Origin of the sequence: Kribbella yunnanensis (assembly GCF_039529655.1) — a bacterium.
Classification (GTDB): Bacteria; Actinomycetota; Actinomycetes; order Propionibacteriales; family Kribbellaceae; genus Kribbella; species Kribbella yunnanensis.
This window is the reverse complement of the sequence record NZ_BAAANF010000040.1, coordinates 1-21,951: the sequence shown is the minus strand read 5'-3', so window position 1 is coordinate 21,951 and position 21,951 is coordinate 1. Positions and strand designations below refer to the sequence as shown.

Genomic DNA, 21,951 nt, shown 5'->3' with positions numbered 1-21,951 from the left:
AGTGGGCTGAGCGCATTGCGTCAGCGCAGATCAGGTCCTCAGCACACAGAGCTGGGTCAGGCGAGGTGTGGTCCAGTGGGCAGGGATCGCGAGCGGCGTCACGCCGCCGCGGACAGCGGCACGCAGCAGGTCGCCGAAACGCTGCCGCCGACGCAGCACCAGCCACGCCGACAACAACAGCACCGAGCCCACCAAGAGAGCGCTGCACGGAGCCGGGTGATCGTGACCGACCGGGTCCGCGGTCTTCGGCGCCACGGTCATCGCAGCCGTCAGCGTCGACGGGTTAGCCGCGGTCTCCGCCGTGAAGGAGTGCAGTACGAACACGCCAAGCAGCGCCCCAAGAACCATGAGGAAGCGCAGCAGCCTGTTCATCACCCGACAGCCTAGCCAACGGGCACACGTGCGCGTCTGGTCGACAGTACGGCGACGATGAGGACGGCGACTGCGATCACCGCGGTGGCCGCGATGTTGAGTCGCTGCCCCGACTGAGTCGCCATGTAGAGGAGCATCGCGGGGATCACCACGATCACCGCCCACGTCAGGTACGGGTAGAACCACATCCGCACGGGCATCGGCGTACCGGAGTCCTCGAGTTTGGCGCGCAGCCGCAATTGGGAGACCGCGATGACGAGATACACCAGCAAGGCAACGGCTCCCGAGGTGGCGAGCAGTACGCCGAAGACGTCGTCGGGGAACAGGTAGTTGCAGATGACCGCCAGGAACCCGACCGCGGTCGAAGCCAGTACGGCGATCCGCGGCACACCGCGATGCGTGGTCTGCGTGACGATCGCCGGCGCCTGACCGCGCCTGCCCAGCGAATAGATCATCCGCGATGCCGTGTAGAGCGCCGAGTTCAGGCAACTCGCCACCGCGACCAGCACGACGAGATCCACGATCACCTTGGCGCCCGGAACGCCCAACGCCTCCAACGCGACCTGATACGACCCATCGGTCGCCAGCCGCGGCTCGTTCCACGGCACGATCACCACGACCAGCAGGATCGAGGCCAGGTAGAAGATGCCGATCCGCCAGATCACCGACCGGGTCGCCTGCCCGATCTTCTCGTCCGGATGATCCGACTCGGCCGCCGCGATCGTCACGATCTCGGTCCCCATGAAGCTGAACATCGTCACCAGTACGGCGGCCACCACCGCCCCGAACCCGTTCGGCAGGAATCCCCCGGTGTCCCACAGATGCGACACCCCACTCCGGGTGTCACCGAAGAACCCCAGCACCGCCAGCACCCCGACGATGATGAACCCGACGATCGCAATCACCTTCAGCAACGCGAACCAGAACTCGAACTCCCCGTAGTTCGCCACACTGAACAGGTTCGTCACGGTCAGCACCAACGTCACCGCCAGCGCCCACACCCATTGCGGCGCTCCCGTCCAGCTCTCCAGAATCGTCGCCGCAGCCGTCGCCTCGACCGGAATCACCAGCACCCAGAACCACCAGTACAACCACCCCACCGTGAACCCGGCCCACGGCCCGATCGCCCGATCGGCGTACGTCGAGAACGACCCCGTATCAGGGTTGGCGGCCGCCATCTCCCCGAGCATCCGCATCACCAGTACGACGAGCGCCCCGGCGAACGCATAAGCGATCAACACCCCCGGCCCTGCCTGCGTGATCGCCGTCCCAGACCCGACGAACAGCCCAGCGCCGATCACCCCCGCGATGCTGACCATCGTCACATGACGGCTCTTCAGCCCCGCCGACAGATCGTTGCCCGCCATCCAGCTCCTCCGGAGAGTAGTCGAATGACTACCCTAACCGCGGTGCCGTGGCGGCCTCGTTCGCGGCCAGTGCCCGGTCGAGGACAGCCGGGTCGGCGAGGGTTGCGGGGTGGGCGTCCATGGCGGTGACTGCGGCGAAGACTTCGGTGACGGTGGGGTCGGTGAGGGTGGCCTGGATGATCTGGTTCAGGGCCCAGCGCTGTTGTTCGACCTCGGCAGGGGCCTTGGTTCCGGTGATGGCGTCGGCGCGGGCCGCGTCGGCCCCGGCGGAGAGGGTCCAGGCGGCGTCGGTGATGACTTTCTGGTGGGCGAAGAAGTCGGTCGCCGGGGTGGTGAGGTCGGGGTCGGTGGTCAGGTACTCGGACAGGCAGGAGGCGTGGAGTGCGGCCGAGCTGATGCCTTGGCCGTAGATGGGGTTGAAGGAGGCGACGGCGTCGCCGACGGCGACCAGGCCGGCCGGGAAGTGGGTGAGGCCGGTGAAGTCGCGGTGCCGGCTGTCGGCCTGGTGGTAGGTCTCTAGACCGCGGGTCAGTTCGCCGGTGGTCGCCTTCTGGAAGATCGGGGGCAGGTCGCGGCAGGCCGAGCGGAAGGCTTCGACGGAACGCGCGGCGGGGTTGTCCTCGTACGTCATCATCATCACCTGCCACTGGTCGTCCTCGATGACACAAGCGCTGGCGACGGTGAGGTCGGCCGGCATCGTGCGGGGCGCGAACAGGCCGAGGACGCAGGCCTGCTCGATGCTGTCGGCGCTCTCGGTCCGCTCGAAATGTGCTGTCACGTAATGGATACCGGTCGGCATCCGCACCAGGACCGGGCGCTGGTAGCCGGCCTCCTCGACCCAGGTCGACAGCCTGGACGCCCGCCCCATCGCATCGACGACGAAGTCGGCGGACAGCGACTCATGATCGACCTGCACTCCGCTGACGCGACCGTCTTCGGTGTAGATCAGGCCCGTGGCCAGACCGGAAAGCACGGATACGTTGGGCAGAGCCAGCACTCGGTCGCGGATCCGCGCCTCGAGGAACGGGCGGCTGCCCAGCAACAACTTGGCGTCGCCGCCCTGCGCCCGCGGCCGACCGTCGTAGTACACGGTCTGCTGCTCGATCGGGGCGAGATAACCGCCCAGCGCCTGGGCCTCGTCGACCACTCCGGGCAGCCAGCGTTCGAGCTGCTTCAACCCGCCCGGTAGCAAGGCGTGCCCGTGCCGATCCTGCGGTACGCCGGCCCGCGACTGCCCGGACGGTTCGAGCTCATCGCGTTCGATGATCACCACCGAACGCGCGTGATCGGCGAGCACCCGGGCGGCCAGGAGACCGGCGATGCTTCCGCCGAGTACGCAGGCGGTGTCGAACAGCCTCGGCGTACGGGCAGGTAGCTCGGTCCGGATCAGCCGGTTGAAGGTCTCCACGGACGGGTCGATCACCAGAACCCCCTAGTCGGTGTGCTCACCGCAATTCTTCGTGGCGCTGCGCCGGAAGTCGTGCCCTTTGAACCCAATCTCCGGGCAGTCTCGAACGGGCGGTTAGGGTGGTGCCCGTGTCAGTCAGGAGCGCGATAGCCGGGAACGGCCGGCTGGCCGTCGGGCTGGCTGCCATCGCCGTACTGGCGGTTGCCGGTGGTGCTTTCGTGGCCAATCGCGGGCCCGCTGTGTCGTCGGCCACCGCTCCCCAGCCGCTCGTCGAGACACCTACGGCGACGGGTCCGACGCGAAAAATCAACCTCGCCGATCTGCCGGCTGGGCGGACTCCCCAGGTGACCTATGTCAGCGGGCGGGTGATCAAGGGCGGCCTCGGTTCGGACATCACCGTCCCTGGCCGGCAGGACATCATTCGCGCGGCCCGGTTCGAGGGGGACGCGCTGGTGATCCTCGACGTCGGTACCGGGGCCACCGAGCTTGTGCGGGTCAGCGGTAGTGAAGGGATCGTGCGAGGGAGCAAGGTCCCGGGGGTTGCGAGCCTGGTGGTGTCGGTCGGCGAGGACACCGTCGCGTACGGAACCGCGCGCACGAACGCCGATCACACCCGTCGGCAGGGCAACACGCTCTATTGGCGGAACGAGTCCGGCGAGCAGCAGCAACTGGAACGTCCCGACGACTGGTTCTCCGACGTCCTGGCCGTGGCCGGCCCGGTCGTCTACTTCGCCGCCGGCACCGATCGCGACAATCCGGACGCGACGCTGAACGCCTGGCAGACCGAGTCCGGCCAGGTCGAGGAACTGGGTTCCTTCACGTCTCCGGCCGGGGTGGATTTCCAGGGCACGAGTGGGGTGGACCAGATCTCGGGGGCCGCCCAGACCTTCTGCTCCGCCGTCCGGCACCTTGCCGACGGCAAGCAGATCTGGCGGACCTGTGAGTATTCGCTGAACGGATTCACCCCGGACGGCGAGACAATCTTCGCGACCCCAGACTTCCGCGCCGAGGGCAGCGATCCCTCGACGACCGCGCTCGACAGCGGGACCGGCGCCGTACGGCGGCAGTGGACCGGACCCCGGTTCGTCGGTACCACGGCCGAGGACGACAACCACCTGCTGATGGTCGTGAAGAGCGGCGAGAACACCCCGAACGCGATCATCCGCTGCAGCATCGATTCCGGCGCGTGTGAGGTGGCGACGCCGATGACCGCCGAACCACTCCTGCTGCCCGGCTCGTAACAGCAGGCTTCACGCGGGCGGCGGACGGGTACCGGAACCGCTATGAGCCGCCATTCCGCCAGCTACACGCGTGACGACGAAGACTCCGGTGAGCGCCTCGACCGGCATTGGAACGAGTTGCTCCAGGAGTTGCGTCTCGCGCAGACCGGAACGCAGATCCTGTTCGCGTTCTTGCTCAGCATCGGCTTCCAAAGTCAGTTCCAGGCGGCCGACCAGTTCACCCACCACGTGTACGCCGCCACGCTGATCGCCTCGGCTTTGGCGGTCGCACTGTTCCTTGCCCCGGTGTCGTTCCACCGGATCGTGCACCGCCAAGGGCTCCGCGATCAGCTGGTCACGATCACCGATCGGCTCACGCAGTTCGGGCTCGCTTTCCTGGTTGCTGCCATGGCGGGCGGCGTGTTGCTGGCCCTCGACGTCGTCCTGTCCCGACCGGTTGCCCTCGGCATCGTGGGCGGCATCCTCGTCTGGTTCGTGGTGTTCTGGTGGCTGATTCCGCTGCTCGTGCGCAGCAAGTCAGATGAGGTAGCGGTCTCCCGGTCGGACGATTCGTAGCCAGCGGGCGGCGTACGGTTCGAGTTCCAGCTCCAGAGTTCCGTCACCGTTGACCTTGGTGCTGTCGTCACGGAGCAGGTCGACGGCGGTACCTGCGTCGACTTGGAGCTTGACCTGGACGGCGTCCGCGCCGAAGTTGTGGGCGGTGATGATGACACCGTTCTCGTGTTCGGAGCGATGCGCGAACACGGTCGGCGCCGCGTGCTCGAGGATCGTGCACTCGCCCCACGACAGCTCCGGGCACTCGCGATAACGCCGTACCAGCAGCTTGATCCAATTCAGCAACGAATCCGGATCACGGCGTTGCGCGGCGACATTCACGTGCTTCGGGCCGAACTCCCCCTCGGTGAGCGGAGCCGCGAGGTGTGCCGAGTCAGCCGTGGAGAATCCGCCGTTCGGACCGTCTGTCCACTGCATCGGGGAGCGGACCGCGGCGCGGCCCTCGATGGACAGGTTCTCGCCCATGCCGATATCTTCGCCGTAGAAGAGCACCGGTGTGCCGGGCAGTGAGAACAGCAGGCTGTAGACCATCTTCAAACGGGCCTGGTCGTTGCCCAGCATCGGCGGGAGGCGCCGACGCAGACCGCGACCGTACAACTGCATGTCCTTGTCCGGACCGAACGCGTCGAATACCTCCTGCCGCTCGGCGTCGGTCAGCTTGTCCAGCGTCAGCTCGTCGTGGTTGCGCACGAACGTGCCCCACTGTCCCTGTTCTGCAGCCGGCGGACGTTCCCGTAGCGCTTCCACCAGCGAGGCCGGGTCGTTGCGGGCCAGCGAGAGATACAGCCGCTGCATCCCGATGAAGTCGAAACACATCGTGAGTTCGTCGCCGTCCTCGTCACCGAAGAAGCGCCGTACGTCGGGGTATTTCAGATTGACCTCGCCGAGCAGCATCGACTGCGGATGCCGCCGATCCAGAAACGCCCGCAGATCCCGCAGGTAGTCGTGCGGATCAGGCAGACTGCCCGCGTCGACGGCACCGGTCGTGTCCAGCAGGAACGGTACGGCGTCCACCCGGAACCCTGAGATCCCGAGCACCGACCAGAAGCCGATCACGCGTTGGATCTCCGCGCGCACGTCGGCGTTCGCGATGTCGAGATCCGGCTGATGCTTGTAGAACTGATGCAGGTAGTACTGACCGGCCTCATCGTCGTACTCCCACAGGCTCGTCTCCTGATCGGGGAACACGATGCCCTCGTGCTGATTCGCCGGCGGCTCGTCGCGCCAGACATACCAGCCCCGGTACGGCGACTCCCGCGACGCGCGCGCACTCTGGAACCACGGGTGCTGGTCCGAGGTGTGGTTGACGACCAGATCCACGATCACCCGGATCCCGCGGTCGCGAGCCAGCGTGATGAGCTCGACCAGATCGCCGTGCGTGCCCAGTCGGGAATCGACGCCGTAGAAGTCGGTGATGTCGTACCCGTCGTCGCGATCCGGCGTCGGATAGAACGGCATCAGCCACAGACACGTCACACCCAGATCGGCCAGGTGATCGATCCGCTGACCGACACCGCCCAGGTCACCCGATCCGTCACCGTCGGTGTCGAAGTAGGTCTCGACATCGAGGCAATAGATCACCGCGTTCTTCCACCACACATCAGCCGTCTCCGTCAGTCGCATGGAGTCCGGGTGCCCTGGCCACTGCCGGCGTACACGTGGGTACCGGTCGGCCATGACCCAGGTTGTAGTAGTGACAGGAGCCAGCGCAGGTATCGGCCGGGCGAGTGCGATCGCGTTCGCGCGACGCGGTGCGAAGGTCGCGCTGCTCGCCCGCGGCGAGGAAGGTTTGCGAGCAGCAGCACGTGATGTCGAAGCCGCCGGGGGTACGGCGTTGCCGATCGCGGTCGATGTCGCCGAGTACGACGAAGTCGAGGCGGCCGCGGCCCGGATCGAGAACGAATTGGGGCCGATCGATGTCTGGGTCAATGTCGCGTTCTCGACCGTGTTCGCGCCGTTCACCGAGATCGAACCGCGCGAGTTCAAACGTGCGACTGAAGTCTCGTACCTAGGCTATGTCTACGGAACCCGGGCCGCGCTCGACCGGATGAAACCACGCGACCGCGGCACGATCGTCCAGGTCGGCTCGGCGCTGGCCTACCGCGGGATCCCGCTGCAATCGGCGTACTGCGGAGCCAAGCATGCGATCCAAGGTTTCCACGACTCACTGCGCTCGGAACTCCTGCATGACAAGGCGAATGTGCACGTCACGATGGTGCAGATGCCGGCCGTGAACACACCCCAGTTCTCCTGGGTCCTGTCCCGGCTCCCCCACCACCCGCAGCCCGTTCCCCCGATCTTCCAGCCCGAAGTCGCAGCCAACGCCGTACTGTTCGCCGCCGACCATCCTCGCCGCCGCGAGTACTGGATCGGTGGTCCGACCATGGCCACGCTGATCGCCAACAAGTTCGCGCCAGGCATCCTCGATCACTATCTGGGGCGCACCGGCTACAAGTCGCAGCAGACCGACCAACTGACCAAGCCCGACGACGAAAACCTCTGGCACCCCGCCGACACCGACCGCGACTTCGGCTCCCACGGCGCCTTCGACGACCGAGCCACCACCCGCAGCTACGAGTTCTGGAGCTCCCGCCACCGCAACACCCTCGCAGCCGCGGCCGCCACCGCAGTGACGGCCGCCGGCGTACTCCTCATCCGCGCGACCCGCAGGTCGTAGTGCTCAGTTCTTCAACGTGATGGTTGCTGTCTGCGTGCCGCGGGGCAGTTTGATGGTTCCGGCGGCTTGGTCGATGACTGCACCTCGAGCTGAGACGCTGGCGATGTTGTTGCGCAGTGTTGGGAGTTCGAGGCTGTACGTCGTGGGTGGGCCGGTGAACCGGATGGTCACGCGCCTGCCGATGGTGGTGAGCTGGTAGCCGACGCGGGTTCCGTTGCGGGCGGGGTAACGGTTGAGGCCGATCTTCTGGTGGTCGCGGATCCATTCGGTCGGGACGCCGCGGCCGATGATGATCGTGCCGTCGGACTTCTCGGCGATCAGTGAGTCGAACAGGACCTTCGTGGCGGTGGACTGGCCCCACATGTGCTGGTTCGAACCGCCGCCACCGCGGGCGTGGTCGATATTCCACGGCGAGTCCGCGCTCGGGTAGTCGACACCTTCCCACCAGCCGAACGGACCGCTCATCGCCTTGTCGATCATGAACTGATAGGCCTTGATTCCCAGGTCGCGGTACTGCTCGCCGCGCAGGGCCGCGCTTCCGTAGCCGGCGTTGTAGGCGCTCGAGAAGTAGCCGTGCGGATAGCCGCCGAAGTTGTAGATCGTGTCCGAGACATCCTTGCGGCGCCCGAAACCGCGCGTGTAAGTGGCATCGATCTTGTCGAACATCGTGCCGGTCTGCTCCGCGCCGAACAGGTAGCCGTCCCAGGCCCAGCGCCCGAACAGGAACATCGAGGCCCAGTTCGCGTCGCGGGGATCACTGCGCGGTCCGGTCTCGTTCGGTTCGACCATCGAGATCGGCAGATAGTCCAGGTTGTGCTCGCGCATCGTCTGGGAGATCCGGGCGGTTGCCACGCGCAACAGATCGTCGTACTCCGCCTTCGCCCACGCGGCCTCCGCGGTCTCGCCGAGCGCGGTGGCGAGATACCGGTACGTCGTGAGTCCGGTCAGCGCGGACCAGTTGTCGATCGTCCAGTAGCCGAGCGAGTCGATCGCGAACGTCTGCTTGATGATGCCCTTGCCGCCGTCGATCCGGTCGGTCTCGATCGTGCGGGTGTTCTTCTTGATGGTGTCGAACCGGCTCCGGATGAACTCCTTGTCACCGGTCCGCTGCAGGTACGCGGCGTACGGCCAGCTGTACTTCCACTTGGCGTCGTCGTACTGCAGCTGAGCCGGCAGCGTCGACAGATAGTCCCGCGCATAGGTGAAGTCGCCGATCGTGAGCAGCGTCGCCACGATGCCGATCGTGTCGTGGTCGAACATCTCGTCGTACCCGTTCTCGCCGACGTGCAGTTCCTTCGCGCCGTTGATGTCGTCACGGATGATCAACGTGTAGATGTAACCGGCCTTGTACGCGTTGATCAGCCGCTTGTCCGGCAGATCCGTGATGTCGGCGATCGCGGCCAGGCGGGTGTTCCAGTACTGCCGCATGTGCGCGTAGTGCTTGTTGAACCCACCGAGCCCCTGCAACTGCGCCGCAGTCGGCCACTCATACGTACCGCCGAACCGATCAGCAGCGATGGCATAGTCCCGTACGACGGTCTGCCCGGCCCCGACCGTGGACGCGGCCGCGGTCAACGGCGTGAGCGCGGTAGACACCCGCGGCAGCCGTGCTTCGGTGCTGGTGTTGTTCGTCACCGTCATCCGCGAGTAGGCGACCTCGAACCGGTTGCCGCCGACAACGACCAGGTCGGCGAAGTTCTCGATCTTGATCGCGAGACCGTCCTTCGCGTACTCGCTGATGAAGGCCGGTAGGTATCCCTCGGCATTGGTCCACTTGATCTTGCCCGGGATGTCCGGAACGCCGAAGGTGACCATCAGGTTGCCGCGACTGCGCAACCGGTAGCTGCCGTCGATGAAGGCGATCGGCGCGTTGAGGTCACCTTCCCAGCCGAACGACGAGGTCAGCCCCGGGTTCGTCACACTCGTGTACTCCGCGCTCGCCGCAGACGACACCGCCTCGTCGAACGCAGCCTTCAGCAACAGGTACGCGATCCTCAGGTCACCACCGCCGGCCAGCGCGTCCCGAGCCGACGCGATCTCGCGATCGAGTTGCTGCGTCGCGGGGTCACTCGCCGCGGTCACGTCGGTCGCCGCGATCTGCGTGAGCAGATTCTCCGCGAGCCGCCGGTAACCATCAGCCGAGGTATCAGCCACGGTCACCCCGGCCAGCGTCACATTGCCGGAGTCGTGGGACTTCCGCAGGATTTGCGCGCTGACCCGGGCCGAGTCGCCGGCCGCGAGCGGGAGCTCGAACAACCTCGTGACCGGCGCGTCGGTGCTGACCAGATCGGTACTCACGGCGACCGGCGTACTGCTGCCGTTGAGGAAGACCGAGATCTTCACCGTCGCGCGCCAAGCACCGGAGACGAAGCGCACGGCCCTGTTGTTGGTGGCCGCCGGGATCGTCAGGTCGTAGCCGTAGGGACCGGTCAGGTCGGCGTTCACCGGAGCTCCGTCGGCGAAGAAGATGCCGCCTTGCCGCGTCCCCGACTGAGTCTTCGTCGGCACGCCGTCTGTCCACGAGTACGTCACCGGATTGTCGTTCTGCGCGCCGATGGCGGCACCGGCCTGCTTATTCACAGCTGTCAGACCGCTGCCGGTACGCCGATTGGTCGTCGCGCCGTCGAGGTGCATCCAGTCGGTGGTCCCCTCGGCGGTCAGGTCCATCGTGAGCGGCGGCGCGGTCGCGGCGAACGATCCGACCCGTGACAGGGCAGCCGCGGACAGCGACAGGTTCCCGCTCGGATTGAGCTTCTCCGTGAGGTTGCCCGTGACAACAATCCCCTCCCCCGGGCGGATCGTCACGCTGTAACGCTTCACGGCCGCAGTCCCGTCCGCAGCGACCTTGATCGGGTACGCGCCACGACCATCAGTCGCTGCGACAGTGACCGACCCTCGCGCCTGCCAAGCCCCGGCGACGAACACCAGCCGCCGCAGCGAATCCGACGCCGGCACCGTGATGCGATATCCGCCCTGCTGGAAGACACCGCCGGTCGTGACACCCGGCGTCGACGCCGTACCGGTCCCGTCGGACCACGAGAAGCTCAGCGGGCTGTCGGTGAGCGTGTCCGGTCCGCTGCCAAGGCTCTCGACCGAGATCGCGGGCGAGACCCCGGCCTTGCGCTCGGTACCCCCGCCAGTCACGTGCACCCAGTCCAGGTCGCCGTACGACGTCAGGTCCATCAAACCCGCCGTACCGGCACCCCCGGTCAGGCTCGACACGTTCACGACGAACGGACCCGCCGCCGGCGCCGGAGCGGCCGGTGACGACGTCACGGTGGACGTCACGAGCACACCGGCAACGAGCGCCGCCAACAGCCTCACGTGGCTCTTCATCGACGCCCTCCAGCAAATATGAACGTTAAAATTGGGTGCCGTGAACGCTACTGAGCGCACATCCCGGCCGTCAAGAGCCCGGTTCAGCTCAGCCGCAGCACCCGAGCGGAGGGTTCGGAGGCATTGGTGGTGATGGTCAGCGAGTCCTCCTCCCAGCTGTGGGCCCAGTCGCCGAGGTCAGCCGGAAAGTGCGGCTCGACGGTTGAACGGGCGAGCGGCAGAGTGACGGTCGCCGGGCCGGCTCCGCGATGCCAGACCGTGAGGTACGAGACCGTCGGACCAGTCAGGCACAGGGCGACCCACTCGTCGGTCCACTGGGGCAGACCAAGCGGCCACGACGGCACCAGAGTTTCCAGATCCTCGAGTACGACGCGATGCGCGGCGAGCGCGGATCGCACCAAGTCGAGTTCGTCCGGGGTCATCCGGTTGAGGTGACCGGCGAGGTAGAGCCGCCCGGGGATGCCGTTGACGAGCGCGAAGGTGAACTCCTCCCGAGTAGTTCCGGTGATCGGATATGCCCAGTGCCCGGCCTGTTCCGGCAGTACTGCGGCCGGAGCGGCCGCGGTGATCGATGCGTAGAGCAACGGATGTTCCTGGTCCGACGTGGACTGCAGGTGCAGTCGGGACAGGATCGCGTAGTCCATCCGCATCGCTCCGGATGCGCAGTTCTCGATCAACAGATCGGGGTGCCGAGCCTGCAGATCGTCAAGCCAGCTGAGCAGAGCCCGATTGTGCTCGAGCAGTCCGTGACCCAGCGACGTACCGTCCTTGTCCGTCCCCGGCCCGGTCACGGTGTTGTTGTCGAACTTGAAGAATCCCAGGCCGAACTCGCTGATCAAGCGATCGACCGTCTCGTCCAGATGTTTGCGAGCGCCCGAGCTACGGAGGTCGAGCAGGTAGCGGCCGGACTCGGCGACGCGCACACCGCGGCGAGTGAGGAAGGCTTCGTCAGGTAGCTCCTGGGCAATCGGCGAGCGGACGCCGATGACCTCGGGCTCGAGCCAGAGCCCGGGGACCATCCCGCGGGCGTGGATCCGGTCGATCACTTCGCCGAGCCCGTTCGGGAAGCGGTTCATCGAGGGCTGCCAGGCCCCTACGGTGTTCCACCAGTCGCCATCGGCGTACCAGCCGGCGTCGATGCAGAAGTAGTCCGCGCCAACATCCGCCGCCGCGTCGATCAGCGGCAACAGCTTGTCCGTCGTCGGGTCGCCCACGAGGGTGTTCATGAAGTCGTTGAAGACAACGGGCATCCGCGCGTCGATGGGCCGCCGCTGGCGCACGGCACGACGCTGGCGAGTGAGTGCGGCGAAAGCGCTGTCGCGATCCGTCCCGGCCACCAACGAGACCGGCACAGTGGTCAACGGCTGGTCGGCGGTGAGTTCGACACTCCACTGGTGCTCTTGGTCGGTCGGACCGCTCAGCACGAGATAGCCGCCGTACCGGCACTCCCCTAGTTCGTAATGCCACCCACCGTTGTGCTCGATCTGCCAGCCGAGAGCAGACGGCGTACCCGACTGAACGAGCACACCCACCGGCAGTCGCTCGCCGGACGACCACGAACCGGTGCTGGTGACAGCGTGCCGACTCCTGGCGACATGGCGATGCTCGTCCCGGACAATATCCGCCAACGACTCCGCACGCAGCGATCGCGCCGACCACCGGCTCTCCGCCATCCAACTGTTCGCGGCCGAGTACAGCTCGGCATCAATCGATGCCAGGCCGACAACCAGAGAAGACAGAAAAGTCAGCTCCAGCCTGCGCTCTCCGACCATTGAGGCCTCGGTCCAGGCCCGTACGCCGGCGCCCGCTTCGAACACGCTGGTCACCCGCAGACCCGACTCCGGGTCCTCCTGAACGATGCGCAACACCCGACCGCTGTCCTCGTGACTGACATAGCGCAACTGCCGCCCGAGGATCGTGTCGATGTGCCGCTGGCTGCTCTGCAGGTGCCCGTAGCCGACAGCCGTCACCTCGACCAACACCGGACCAGCAGGCAGGTCACCTGCAAGAGACCCCGTCGGTACGGCGGTCGCTCGGACCGGACCGTCGTCGAGAACGAACCGCAGCGTCAGGTCGGGCGTATTCCAGCTCAGCATCAGTTGATCCGCAGCGCAAGGCAGTTGGCAACGGCAACCGGTGGGGCTTCGGGCAGCCGGACCACGAGGATTCCGTGGCTCTGCTCGAACGGGACCGGGCCGTGACCGAGGAGCCGGACCTCGGTGACCGTCTCGTGGTCCGCGAGCGAGCGGATCACGCTGCGGCCGTCTTCAGGCCAGGCCAACTGGAAGGCGTAGACGATGTTGTCGCGCCGGGTGAACCGGTAGTCGGCGGCCTTCCAGTCGACGCGATCCTCGGTGAACCCGGAGATCGTCACGCTCGACGGTCCCTCGCCGAAGACCCGGAACGGCCTGGTGCCATGGATGCCTTCACCGCACACCCGCATCCAGGCACCGAGTTCTTCGAGCAGCTGGGAACACTCGAGGTCGAGCGTGCCGTCCGGCAACTGCGGGATGTTGAGCAGCAGGTTGCCGTTCTTCGACACGATGTCGACCAGCAACTCGACCACGTGCTCAGGGGTCTTGTAGACATCGCGAACGTTGTAGAACCAGTCGCCGACCGAAGTATCCGTCTGCCACGGCTCCGCCTGGATGCCAGGTGTCTGGCTGCGCTCGATGTCCATGACACCGACCATGGCCACCTCGGGCCGGCGATCCTTCTGCTGGTAGACAGCACGGTTCACCCCGTGCTTTTGCACACTGGTGTTGTAGAGATGCGAGACCGCGCGCAGGCCCGGCGTGTAGTCGGAATCACCGAACGGCAGCGGACCGTCGGAGTACAGGAGGTCGGGCTGGTAGCGGTCGACCATCTCGGTGACGGCCACGAGCCAGCGGCGGTGCCACTCGGGATCGTCGCTGTACCACGGCTCGTGGACCACGATGTCCTCGGCAGGTATGTACTTCTCGTTGTCCAGATAGAAATCCTGGTACGCCGGATCGCTGCCGTCGTACGGCACGCCGGCGTACGGACCGCTCTTGTCGCTGCCCTTGTTGACCGCCCACCAGCCGAGCGTGGCACCGAGGTGCTCGGTGATGCCGAACGGTAGTCCCCGTTGGTCCGCAGCCTCCTTCCAGAGTGCGACGATGTCCTTGCCCGGTCCGACCTGCACCGAGTTCCAGGCATGGATCGCTGAGTCATAGTTGAAGAAGTTGTCGTGGTGGACCGCCTGCGCCACGAAGTACCGAGCGCCGGCCGCGACGAACTGGTCCATCAGCGCGTGCGGATCGAACCGCTCGGCCTTCCACTGCTTGACGATGTCCTTGTAGCCGACCTGCGACGGGTGGCCGTAGGTCCGGAGGTGATGGCGGTACTGGTCGCTGCCCTCGCGATACATGTTCCGGGCGTACCAGTCGCCGTACCGGGGCACGGATTGTGGCCCCCAGTGCGACCAGATGCCGAGCTTCGCATCCCGGAACCAATCCGGACACTCGAACGTGGCCAGGGACTCGAAGGTTGCGTCGTACGGCACTGGTCGCTCCTCAGGGGATGGTGGTTACTTGTTGGGGGTCTTGTCGTACGCGGCCTGCTGGATCTCGAGGTAGCGCTTCAGGCCGAGCCCCTCGAGTCCCTTGACGTAGCTGTCCCAGTCGCTGTCGAGCTTCTTCGAGCCGGTGACGAACTGGAGAGCGTTCTGCTGCACGTAGCTGTCGATGTTCGTCTGCAGCGTCGCGACCTCACCGGCGAGCGACGGATCGATCCACACCTTCCAGTACGGGTAGATCTTGGACTTGTCCTCCTTGCCCTCGTAGAGCTTGGTGGCCTCGAACAGGCGGCGCTCGTAGCCGGCCTGGGAGTAGACGTCCGTGCTGATCGCCTCGGAGTTCCGGTAGGTCGCAGTGTTGTTGTACTGCGCCAGTGCCTGCCACCCGGAGTTCGGCGGAGTCGAGCCGGGCTTCTGCGGGATCGTCGCGAACGACGGCTTGAGCGACGTGTCGAGCGCGACGTCACCGGCCTTCGGCTTCCGCCAGGTCTTGCCCTCGGTCCCCCAGAAGGCGTTGATCTGGCCCTCGTCGGTGAACATGTAGTCGAGCAGCTTGATCGCCTGGATCTGCTCCTCCGGCGTGGCCTTGCTGGTCAGCACGAAGGTGGCACCGGGTGCGCTCGGGAAGTTGAACCCGGTGAAGTTCGCGCCCTCCGGTCCGGTCAGCGGCGGCACGGCGTCGTACTGCTTGTCCCGGCCGTCCGCGGAACCGGTGTTCACGAAGATGCCCGGGTGCAGCACGGTGGCGGAACCGAGGATGACCGTGCCGGCGTGGTTGCCCTGCGCCTGCAGCGCATCCGGGTTCTGGGTGAACGCACCCTTGTCGATCAGGCCTTCGGTGTACAGCGAGTTCAGGTAGGCCAGCCCTTGTTTCCAGCCGTCCTTGTTCGCCTGAATGTCGACCTTGCCGTCGTTCAGGACCAGCGTCGAGTTGTTGTTACCGCTGGTTCCCTGCGGGTTGTAGATGAAGGCGTTCATGAAGTACGGGATCAGTACGTCGCGCACGTCGGCACTGAGCGGGATCTCGTCAGCCTTGCCGTTGCCGTTGGGATCCTGGGTCTTGAACGCCTGCAGGACCTTGCGCATGTCCTCGGTCGTCTTCGGCTGCTGCAGCCCGAGCTTCTTCAGCCAGGCCGAGTTCATCCACAACTTGTCCTGGTAGGAGCAGTGGAAGCAGTCCACCCACTGCGGCAGGCCGTAGATCTTGCCGTCCGGCGCGGTGGCCATCTCCTTGTAGCCAGGAGAAGCCTCGAGCCCCTTCTTGATGTTCGGCGCGTATTGATCGATCAACTGGTTCAGCGGTACGACGACGCCCTGGTTCGACAGCCGGAGCAGATCCGACTGGCTGAACTGGTCGACCCACGGGATCAGCAGGTACAGATCCGGGTAGTCGCCGCTGGCCAGCGAGATCTGCCGCTTCTCCTTGGCCGGGCCGCCGTCGAACGTCGTGGTCTGCCACTTGATCGATAAATTGAACTTCTTCTTCACCTCCTGGGTGAAGTCGTTGGTGGCCAGGTTCCAGTCGGCCGCCTGCGGTGCGAACACGTCGAGCGTGACCGCGGGGTTGCCGGTGATCGTGGGCAGCGGCTTGCCTTGGTCGGTGGTCTGGCCGCTTCCGGAACAGGCCGCGAGTGCGAATCCCAGGAGACCGATGCCGGCGATCGCGGCACGCCTCCGCCTGGTGAACTGTACAGACATAGATCCCTCACAGGGGTTGGGGTGATGCGGAGGATCAGCCCTTCACGGCGCCGATCATGATTCCCTTGGTGAAGTACCGCGCGACGAACGGATAGATGAGCAGCACCGGCACACTCGCGACGACGATCAGCGAGTACTTGAGCAGGTCGGCCAGTTGCTGACGCTGGATCACGACGGACGCATCGACTGCGCCACCGCCGGTGGTGTTCAGGATCAAGATGTTGCGCAGGACCAGCTGGAGCGGGAACAGGTCCGGATTCTTCAGATAGATCAGCGCGTCGAAGTACGAGTTCCACTGCATGATCGCGTACATCAACGCCACCACCGCGATCATCGGCTTGGCCAGCGGAATCACCACCGACCACAGGAACCGCAGGTCACCGCAGCCATCCAGCTGCGAGGCCTCGACCAGTTCCTCCGGGATCGCGGTCCGGAAGTAGGTCCGCGCGATGATGACCTGCCAGACCCCGATCGCCTGCGGAATGATCAACGCCCACCGAGTGTCCAGCAGCCCGGCCGACTGCACCACCAGGTACGTCGGGATCAGGCCGCCGGTGAACAGCATCGTGAACAAGATCGCAGTCATCACGACATTGCGGCCGACCAGCGTCCGTCGCGACATCGGATACGCGATCGCGATCGTCATGACGACACTGACGATCGTGCCGACCACGGTGTAGAACAACGAGTTGACGTAGCCCTGGACGATCTGCGGGTTCTGGAACACCGCTTCGTAGCCGCGCAGCGAGAAGTCGACCGGCCAGAACAGCACCCGGCCCGACGACACCGCCTCCGGACTGCTGAACGAACTGGCCACGATGTAGAGCAGCGGCAGCAGGACAACCAGGAGGAAGACGGTCAGCAGAAGATAGACACAGATCAGGAAGATGCGGTCTGTCCGGGGCTCCCGGATCCGGCGGGCCTTCATGACCACAGTCCGTTCCCGGTCACGCGCTTGGCGATCGTGTTCACGCCGAGCAGCAGCACCAGGTTGATGACCGAGTTGAACAGTCCGACCGCGGTCGCCGTACTGAAGTCAGCGTTCAGCAGACCGGTCTTGTAGACGTAGGTGGCGATGATCTCGGACTCGCTCAAGTTGAGGGGATTCTGGAACAGGAACGCCTTCTCGAAGCCGATCGCCATGATGTTGCCGACAGCAAGCACCAGGATGATGACGGCGGTCGGCATGATGCCGGGCAGGTCGACGTGCCGGATCCGTTGCAGCCGGCTGGCCCCGTCGATCCGGGCCGACTCGTGCAACGCCGGATCGATCCCGGACAGCGCCGCCAGATAGATCACCGCGGAGTACCCGGTGGTCTGCCAGACGTCCGACCAGACGTAGATGTGGCGGAAGTAATCCGGGTTGCCGAGGAAGTCGACCGCCGGAACCCCGAAGAAGCCGAGGCCTTCGTTGACGATGCCGAGGCGCGGTGACAGCACCAGGATCGTCATCGACACGACCACCACGGTGGAGATGAAGTACGGCGCGTAGGTCACCATCTGCACCGTGCGTTTGAACAGGCCGTTGCGGATCTCGTTCAGCCCCAGGGCGAGGGCGATCGCCAGCGGGAAGCTGGCCGCGACGGTGTAGACCGACAGCAGGAACGTGTTCTTCACCAGGTTCCAGAACACGGGGTTGTTGAAGAACAGCTCGAAGTTCTGCCAGCCGACCCAGGGACTCCCCCAGATCCCCTTGGTGATGTTGAAACTCTTGAACGCCAGGACCGCGTTCGACATCGGGATGTATTTGAAGACGGCGAACCAGATCAGCGGTACGACCATCAGCAGGTACAGGGTCCAGTGCCGTTGAAAACTGCGCCGTAACAGGGTTGCCATCGCGCCCTCCCGGTCCGAGCCTGCGACCAAATTCATACTATGAATTGTCGGGATCGTAGCGAGGGCTTCGGCATTGGTCCATACTGAACGGCACCTGAACTGCAGGAAAGATCATATCTATTGCCACCCCAGGGGGCCCGCCATGCCACGTATCACCTCGGTGGAGGTCATCGACGTCCGCTTCCCGACGTCGCTGACCCGCGACGGGTCCGACGCGATGAACAAGGACGGTGACTACTCCGCGGCGTACGTCGTTCTGCACACCGACGAGCCCGCACTGGCCGGGTACGGGTTCACGTTCACCATCGGGCGCGGCAACGACCTGTGTGTCGCCGCGGCTACTCAGCGTGCCGTCCCGCTCATCGACCGCGATGTCGACGAGCTGTGCGAGAACCTCGGCGCGATCTACCGCGAGCTCCAGTCGGACAGTCAGCTGAGATGGCTCGGCCCAGACAAGGGCGTCATCCACCTGGCCCTGGCGGCGGTCATGAACGCGGTCTGGGACCTGGCCGCCCGACGGGCCGGCGTTCCGCTGTGGCGACTGCTGACCGACATGTCACCGCAGCAACTCGTCGAAGCCGCCGACCTCCGATACCTGAGCGACGTACTGACTCCGGAGCAGGCTGTCGCGCTGCTGGAGCAGAAAGAATCGGGCCGCAAGCAACGGATCGAAGAGCTGGAGTCGTCCGGCTACCCCTGCTACACCACGTCCGCCGGCTGGCTCGGCTACTCCGACGACAAGCTGCGGATGCTGTGCGAAGAAGCCGTTGCCGCCGGCTACAAACACGTCAAGCTAAAGGTCGGCGCCGACCTGGCCGACGACATCCGGCGCTGTGGCATCGCCCGCGAGGTCCTCGGCCCGGACGGCCACCTGATGATCGACGCGAACCAGGTCTGGGAGGTGCCGCAGGCGATCGAGTGGGTGCGAGCGCTGGCCGAGTTCGACCCGCTGTGGATCGAGGAACCGACCAGCCCCGACGACATCCTCGGCCACGCCGCGATCCGCAAGGCGGTCGCCCCGATCGGCGTCGCCACCGGCGAGCACGGGATGAACCGGGTGCTGTTCAAGCAGATGTTCCAGGCCGGCGCCATCGACTTCTGCCAGCTCGACGCCGCTCGCCTGGGCAGCGTCAACGAGGTGCTCGCGGTCTACCTGCTCGCCGCCCAGTTCGACGTACCGGTCTGTCCGCATGCGGGTGGTGTCGGATTGTGCGAACTCGTTCAGCACCTGGCGATCTTCGACTACGTAGCCGTCTCGGGGAACCTCGACGGCCGGGTCACCGAGTACGTCGATCATCTGCACGAACACTTCGTCGACCCCTGCGTCGTCCGGAACGGTGCCTACGTCGTACCGGACGCGCCCGGATACAGTGCCGAGATGCACAAGGAGTCGGTTCAGACCTACCAGTTCCCGAACGGGTCCTACTGGGCACTGCCATGACCGAGCCCACGGTCTCCCAGACTGATGTGGTCGTCGAGAGCATCCGGAAAATGATCATCGACGGCCAACTCCGCCCCGGCGGCCGACTCCCCGTAGAGAACGACCTCGCCGCCGCACTCGGCGTCTCGCGCACCCCGCTCCGCGAGGGCGTCCGCGCGCTGTCGATGATGGGCATCCTCGAGACCCGGCGTGGCGACGGCACCTACGTCACCAAACTCGACCCCGCGATGCTCCTCGCGCCCCTCGGATTCGTCGTCGACCTGCAGGACGGCAGCGCGACCCACCATCTCCACGCAGTCCGCCGAATGCTCGAAACCGAAGCCGCCGCCGCTGCCGCCCTCCACATCAGCTCGTCCGCACTAGACGCGGCGGCGGAACTCCTGCGCCACAACGAGTCCGAACTCGTCCTCGACGAACCCAACCACGAAACAGTCATCGAGAACGACATCGCCTTCCACCGCATCATCGCCGAGGCAGGCGGCAACCCCGTCCTCGCCGCACTCGTCGCCGCGCTCGGCGGCCGAACCATGCGCGACCGACTGCGCCGATCCATCTCCCAGCCCGGCGCCGACGAAACAGCCCACCGCGAACACCTCTCGATCCTCGCCGCCCTCACCGCCCAGGACCCTGACCGAGCCCGCACCCGAATGGCCGCCCACCTGTTCACCGTCGAGGACTACCTCGTCGAAACCGGAGTCGCAGACCCGCCGACGACCTGAGCCCGGTGAGATCATGGAGCGATGAGACTTCGCCGGCGGAGCAAGCAGCAGTTGTTGGCTGCTGCTGTCTACGATCATGACCGCCGGGCGCGCGAGCGGATCGATCGCTGGTGGGCAGCCGGCGGAACCCACCGCGACGAAGTGTGGCGCAGCGCCTGGTTCCTGCTGACCTCGGCAAACTTCAGGTTCGGAAATCACGAGCGGCCGGCGCGCGTCGTACCGGTGCTGGAGTTTCTGCTCGAGGACGACCCGACCTCGCCGTACCAACCGCAGAACCGGCTCACCGCTTGTCTCCCCTTGACCGCCGTCGAACCAGCGAACGGCCTGTACCTGGGCGATCCCTCGTTCCGGCAGTTGGTCGACGCCGCGCTGGGGTTCCCCGATCTCGCACTGCGGCAACGCATGGCCGACCTGCTGTCGGTCACCGACCAGCCCGGCCTGCTGGACGCCATGGAAGCCGAGTTCCGGCAGCATGCGCGACTCGGCCCCACCTACGTTGGCAGTGAGCCCGGCCGTGACACCCGGTGCCGACTGTGGCTTGGGGGCGAGCCGCACCCATTGCTGCAACTCGTCGCCGCCAACCCGCACCTGCCGCGGCCGCCGGCCCAGCCTGACGACCTCGACCTGGCTCTGCTCGCACTGCTGAAGGACCGCCTCGACCTGCTACCGGCCTTCGACCAGGCGGCCCTGGCCGTCCGCCTTCTGGAGTATCTCGGCACCTGGCTGCCGGAAGAGATCCACGCCCGCTGCCGCCGCGCCTTGCGCGAGCTACCGGCCGAAGGCGCCGCGGCCGTCTGCGAGCACGCCCTCCGCGGCAACGCCGAGGCAATCGCCGCAGTCCGCCACACCGGCTACCTGCCCACCGACCCCGCCTGGATACCCCTGCACCTGCTGCTCACCGACCAGTTCGCGGCCTACCGCGAGGCCGATCCGAACGCTTTGGTCCTGCAACTGCTGTCCTCGCCCTACGGCCAGACCGTCCCGGCCGACGTCGTCATCGACCGGATCCTGGCGCTCCTGAAAACGAGCCTGCCCCGAGACGTGGCCGCCGCCGTACGGCGATCCCTCCGCGACCTCGCTCCCGCCGGCAACCTGCTCGACGACTTCGGACGCCGCGGTCTGCGCAAGGCCATCCTCGACCAAGCAATCCAACTCAACCCCGAGGCCGTCGCCGCCGTGGTCGACGCGGGCTACCTACCGGAAGGCGACGAGGACCTCCTCCCACTCCTCTTCCTCACCGAACAGTTCGAACGCTACGACCACGAAGACCCCGACGGCACCAAACTCCCCGCCGCCCTAGCCAAGAAGCGCTACGCCTACGAGCACAACCATTTCCGGACCGTGGCAAAACGAGCAGGACGCCCAGACCCCTGGCCGCCCGCAGAGCCGTCACCACCCAGCAACCGCTCCTCCACCCAGCACGTCACCACCTACCCCAGCAGCTACGGCGCCGACTCAGGCGGCCACAACTACGGCGGCCACTTCTGAACCAGATGGCAGGTTGTTGGACCTCGACGACCGCCTGTTCGCAGCTGGCGATGAAGGCCGGCCGCGTCGTCGACTTCATGAACTCCGGCTCCCGCGTCCTGACCGACCCTGGGGAGACTCTGATCGTGTGGGCAGGTTGAGCACGCAACCAGCCCCCAAACAGCCCACACATCCCTTGTAAATAAGGGCGTTCTGGCCTCGAAAACTGTCGGTGGGCATGTCTAAGCTGTTGGGTATGGAGATGTTGGCGTTGCCCCCGGTGTGGTCGCTGAGCG

At 65.9% G+C, this 21,951-nt stretch carries 17 protein-coding genes; 7 read left to right on the top strand and 10 right to left on the bottom strand.

Annotation, left to right across the window (positions count from 1 at the left end; all coding sequences use genetic code 11):
• Positions 1-30: 30 nt before the first annotated feature.
• Genes ABD231_RS41410 through ABD231_RS41400 form a run of 3 tightly spaced genes read right to left on the bottom strand, consistent with a single transcriptional unit; the run spans position 31 to position 3,162 of the window.
• Positions 31-372: a hypothetical protein gene (locus tag ABD231_RS41410; protein ID WP_344165819.1), complete on the bottom strand. Its 342-nt coding sequence runs from the start codon at positions 370-372 to the stop codon at positions 31-33.
• An 11-nt stretch (positions 373-383) separates the two neighbouring features.
• Positions 384-1,739: an amino acid permease gene (locus ABD231_RS41405; RefSeq protein WP_344165816.1), complete on the bottom strand. Its 1,356-nt coding sequence runs from the start codon at positions 1,737-1,739 to the stop codon at positions 384-386.
• Between the two features lie 28 nt (positions 1,740-1,767).
• Entirely contained in the window at positions 1,768-3,162 is a 1,395-nt protein-coding gene (locus tag ABD231_RS41400) for an FAD-dependent oxidoreductase (protein ID WP_344165813.1), read from the bottom strand.
• A 113-nt stretch (positions 3,163-3,275) separates the two neighbouring features.
• Here ABD231_RS41400 and ABD231_RS41395 point away from each other — a divergent pair, with 113 nt between their 5' ends.
• Positions 3,276-4,388 carry a hypothetical protein gene (locus ABD231_RS41395; RefSeq protein ID WP_344165810.1) on the top strand — a complete coding sequence of 371 codons (1,113 nt, stop codon included), beginning with the start codon at positions 3,276-3,278 and terminating at the stop codon, positions 4,386-4,388.
• Positions 4,389-4,430: 42 nt separating this feature from the next.
• Positions 4,431-4,943: a DUF6328 family protein gene (locus ABD231_RS41390; RefSeq protein ID WP_344165807.1), complete on the top strand. Its 513-nt coding sequence runs from the start codon at positions 4,431-4,433 to the stop codon at positions 4,941-4,943.
• On the opposite strand, the gene ABD231_RS41385 is transcribed toward ABD231_RS41390, so the two are convergent.
• A complete protein-coding gene (locus tag ABD231_RS41385; protein WP_344165804.1) occupies positions 4,905-6,566 on the bottom strand; it encodes an alpha-amylase family protein in 1,662 nt (553 codons plus the stop codon). The two genes, ABD231_RS41390 and ABD231_RS41385, sit on opposite strands and share 39 nt — an antisense overlap.
• Here ABD231_RS41385 and ABD231_RS41380 point away from each other — a divergent pair.
• Complete coding sequence (locus ABD231_RS41380) at positions 6,565-7,620, top strand: SDR family oxidoreductase (protein WP_344165801.1); 1,056 nt, start codon at positions 6,565-6,567, stop codon at positions 7,618-7,620. The genes ABD231_RS41385 and ABD231_RS41380 overlap by 2 nt on opposite strands.
• 3 nt (positions 7,621-7,623) lie before the next feature.
• On the opposite strand, the gene ABD231_RS41375 is transcribed toward ABD231_RS41380, so the two are convergent.
• The 6 genes from ABD231_RS41375 to ABD231_RS41350 form a co-directional block, all read right to left on the bottom strand.
• Positions 7,624-10,956 carry a sugar-binding protein gene (locus tag ABD231_RS41375; RefSeq protein WP_344165798.1) on the bottom strand — a complete coding sequence of 1,111 codons (3,333 nt, stop codon included), beginning with the start codon at positions 10,954-10,956 and terminating at the stop codon, positions 7,624-7,626.
• 83 nt (positions 10,957-11,039) lie between these two features.
• Positions 11,040-13,052, bottom strand: coding sequence for a glycoside hydrolase family 36 protein (locus ABD231_RS41370; RefSeq protein ID WP_344165795.1), 2,013 nt, complete (start codon positions 13,050-13,052; stop codon positions 11,040-11,042).
• Positions 13,052-14,482 carry an alpha-L-fucosidase gene (locus ABD231_RS41365; RefSeq protein ID WP_344165792.1) on the bottom strand — a complete coding sequence of 477 codons (1,431 nt, stop codon included), beginning with the start codon at positions 14,480-14,482 and terminating at the stop codon, positions 13,052-13,054. Before ABD231_RS41365 ends, ABD231_RS41370 begins: the two co-directional genes overlap by 1 nt.
• Positions 14,483-14,506: 24 nt before the next feature.
• The gene (locus ABD231_RS41360; protein WP_344165789.1) at positions 14,507-16,192 is read right to left on the bottom strand and encodes a type 2 periplasmic-binding domain-containing protein; all 1,686 of its coding nucleotides are present in this window, start codon (positions 16,190-16,192) and stop codon (positions 14,507-14,509) included.
• A 34-nt stretch (positions 16,193-16,226) separates the two neighbouring features.
• Entirely contained in the window at positions 16,227-17,120 is an 894-nt protein-coding gene (locus ABD231_RS41355; protein WP_344165786.1) for a carbohydrate ABC transporter permease, read from the bottom strand.
• Positions 17,117-18,064 carry an ABC transporter permease gene (locus ABD231_RS41350; protein ID WP_344165783.1) on the bottom strand — a complete coding sequence of 316 codons (948 nt, stop codon included), beginning with the start codon at positions 18,062-18,064 and terminating at the stop codon, positions 17,117-17,119. The genes ABD231_RS41355 and ABD231_RS41350 overlap by 4 nt, the downstream gene beginning before the upstream one ends.
• Positions 18,065-18,170: 106 nt before the next feature.
• Between ABD231_RS41350 and ABD231_RS41345 the strand changes: the two genes are divergently transcribed.
• Genes ABD231_RS41345 through ABD231_RS41330 form a run of 4 tightly spaced genes read left to right on the top strand, consistent with a single transcriptional unit; the run spans position 18,171 to position 21,816 of the window.
• Entirely contained in the window at positions 18,171-19,469 is a 1,299-nt protein-coding gene (locus tag ABD231_RS41345) for an L-fuconate dehydratase (protein ID WP_344165780.1), read from the top strand.
• A complete protein-coding gene (locus tag ABD231_RS41340) occupies positions 19,466-20,188 on the top strand; it encodes a FadR/GntR family transcriptional regulator (protein WP_344165777.1) in 723 nt (240 codons plus the stop codon). Before ABD231_RS41345 ends, ABD231_RS41340 begins: the two co-directional genes overlap by 4 nt.
• A gap of 21 nt (positions 20,189-20,209) precedes the next feature.
• Positions 20,210-21,676: a hypothetical protein gene (locus ABD231_RS41335; protein WP_344165774.1), complete on the top strand. Its 1,467-nt coding sequence runs from the start codon at positions 20,210-20,212 to the stop codon at positions 21,674-21,676.
• Positions 21,677-21,681: 5 nt separating this feature from the next.
• Entirely contained in the window at positions 21,682-21,816 is a 135-nt protein-coding gene (locus ABD231_RS41330; RefSeq protein WP_344165771.1) for a hypothetical protein, read from the top strand.
• Positions 21,817-21,951: the final 135 nt, after the last annotated feature.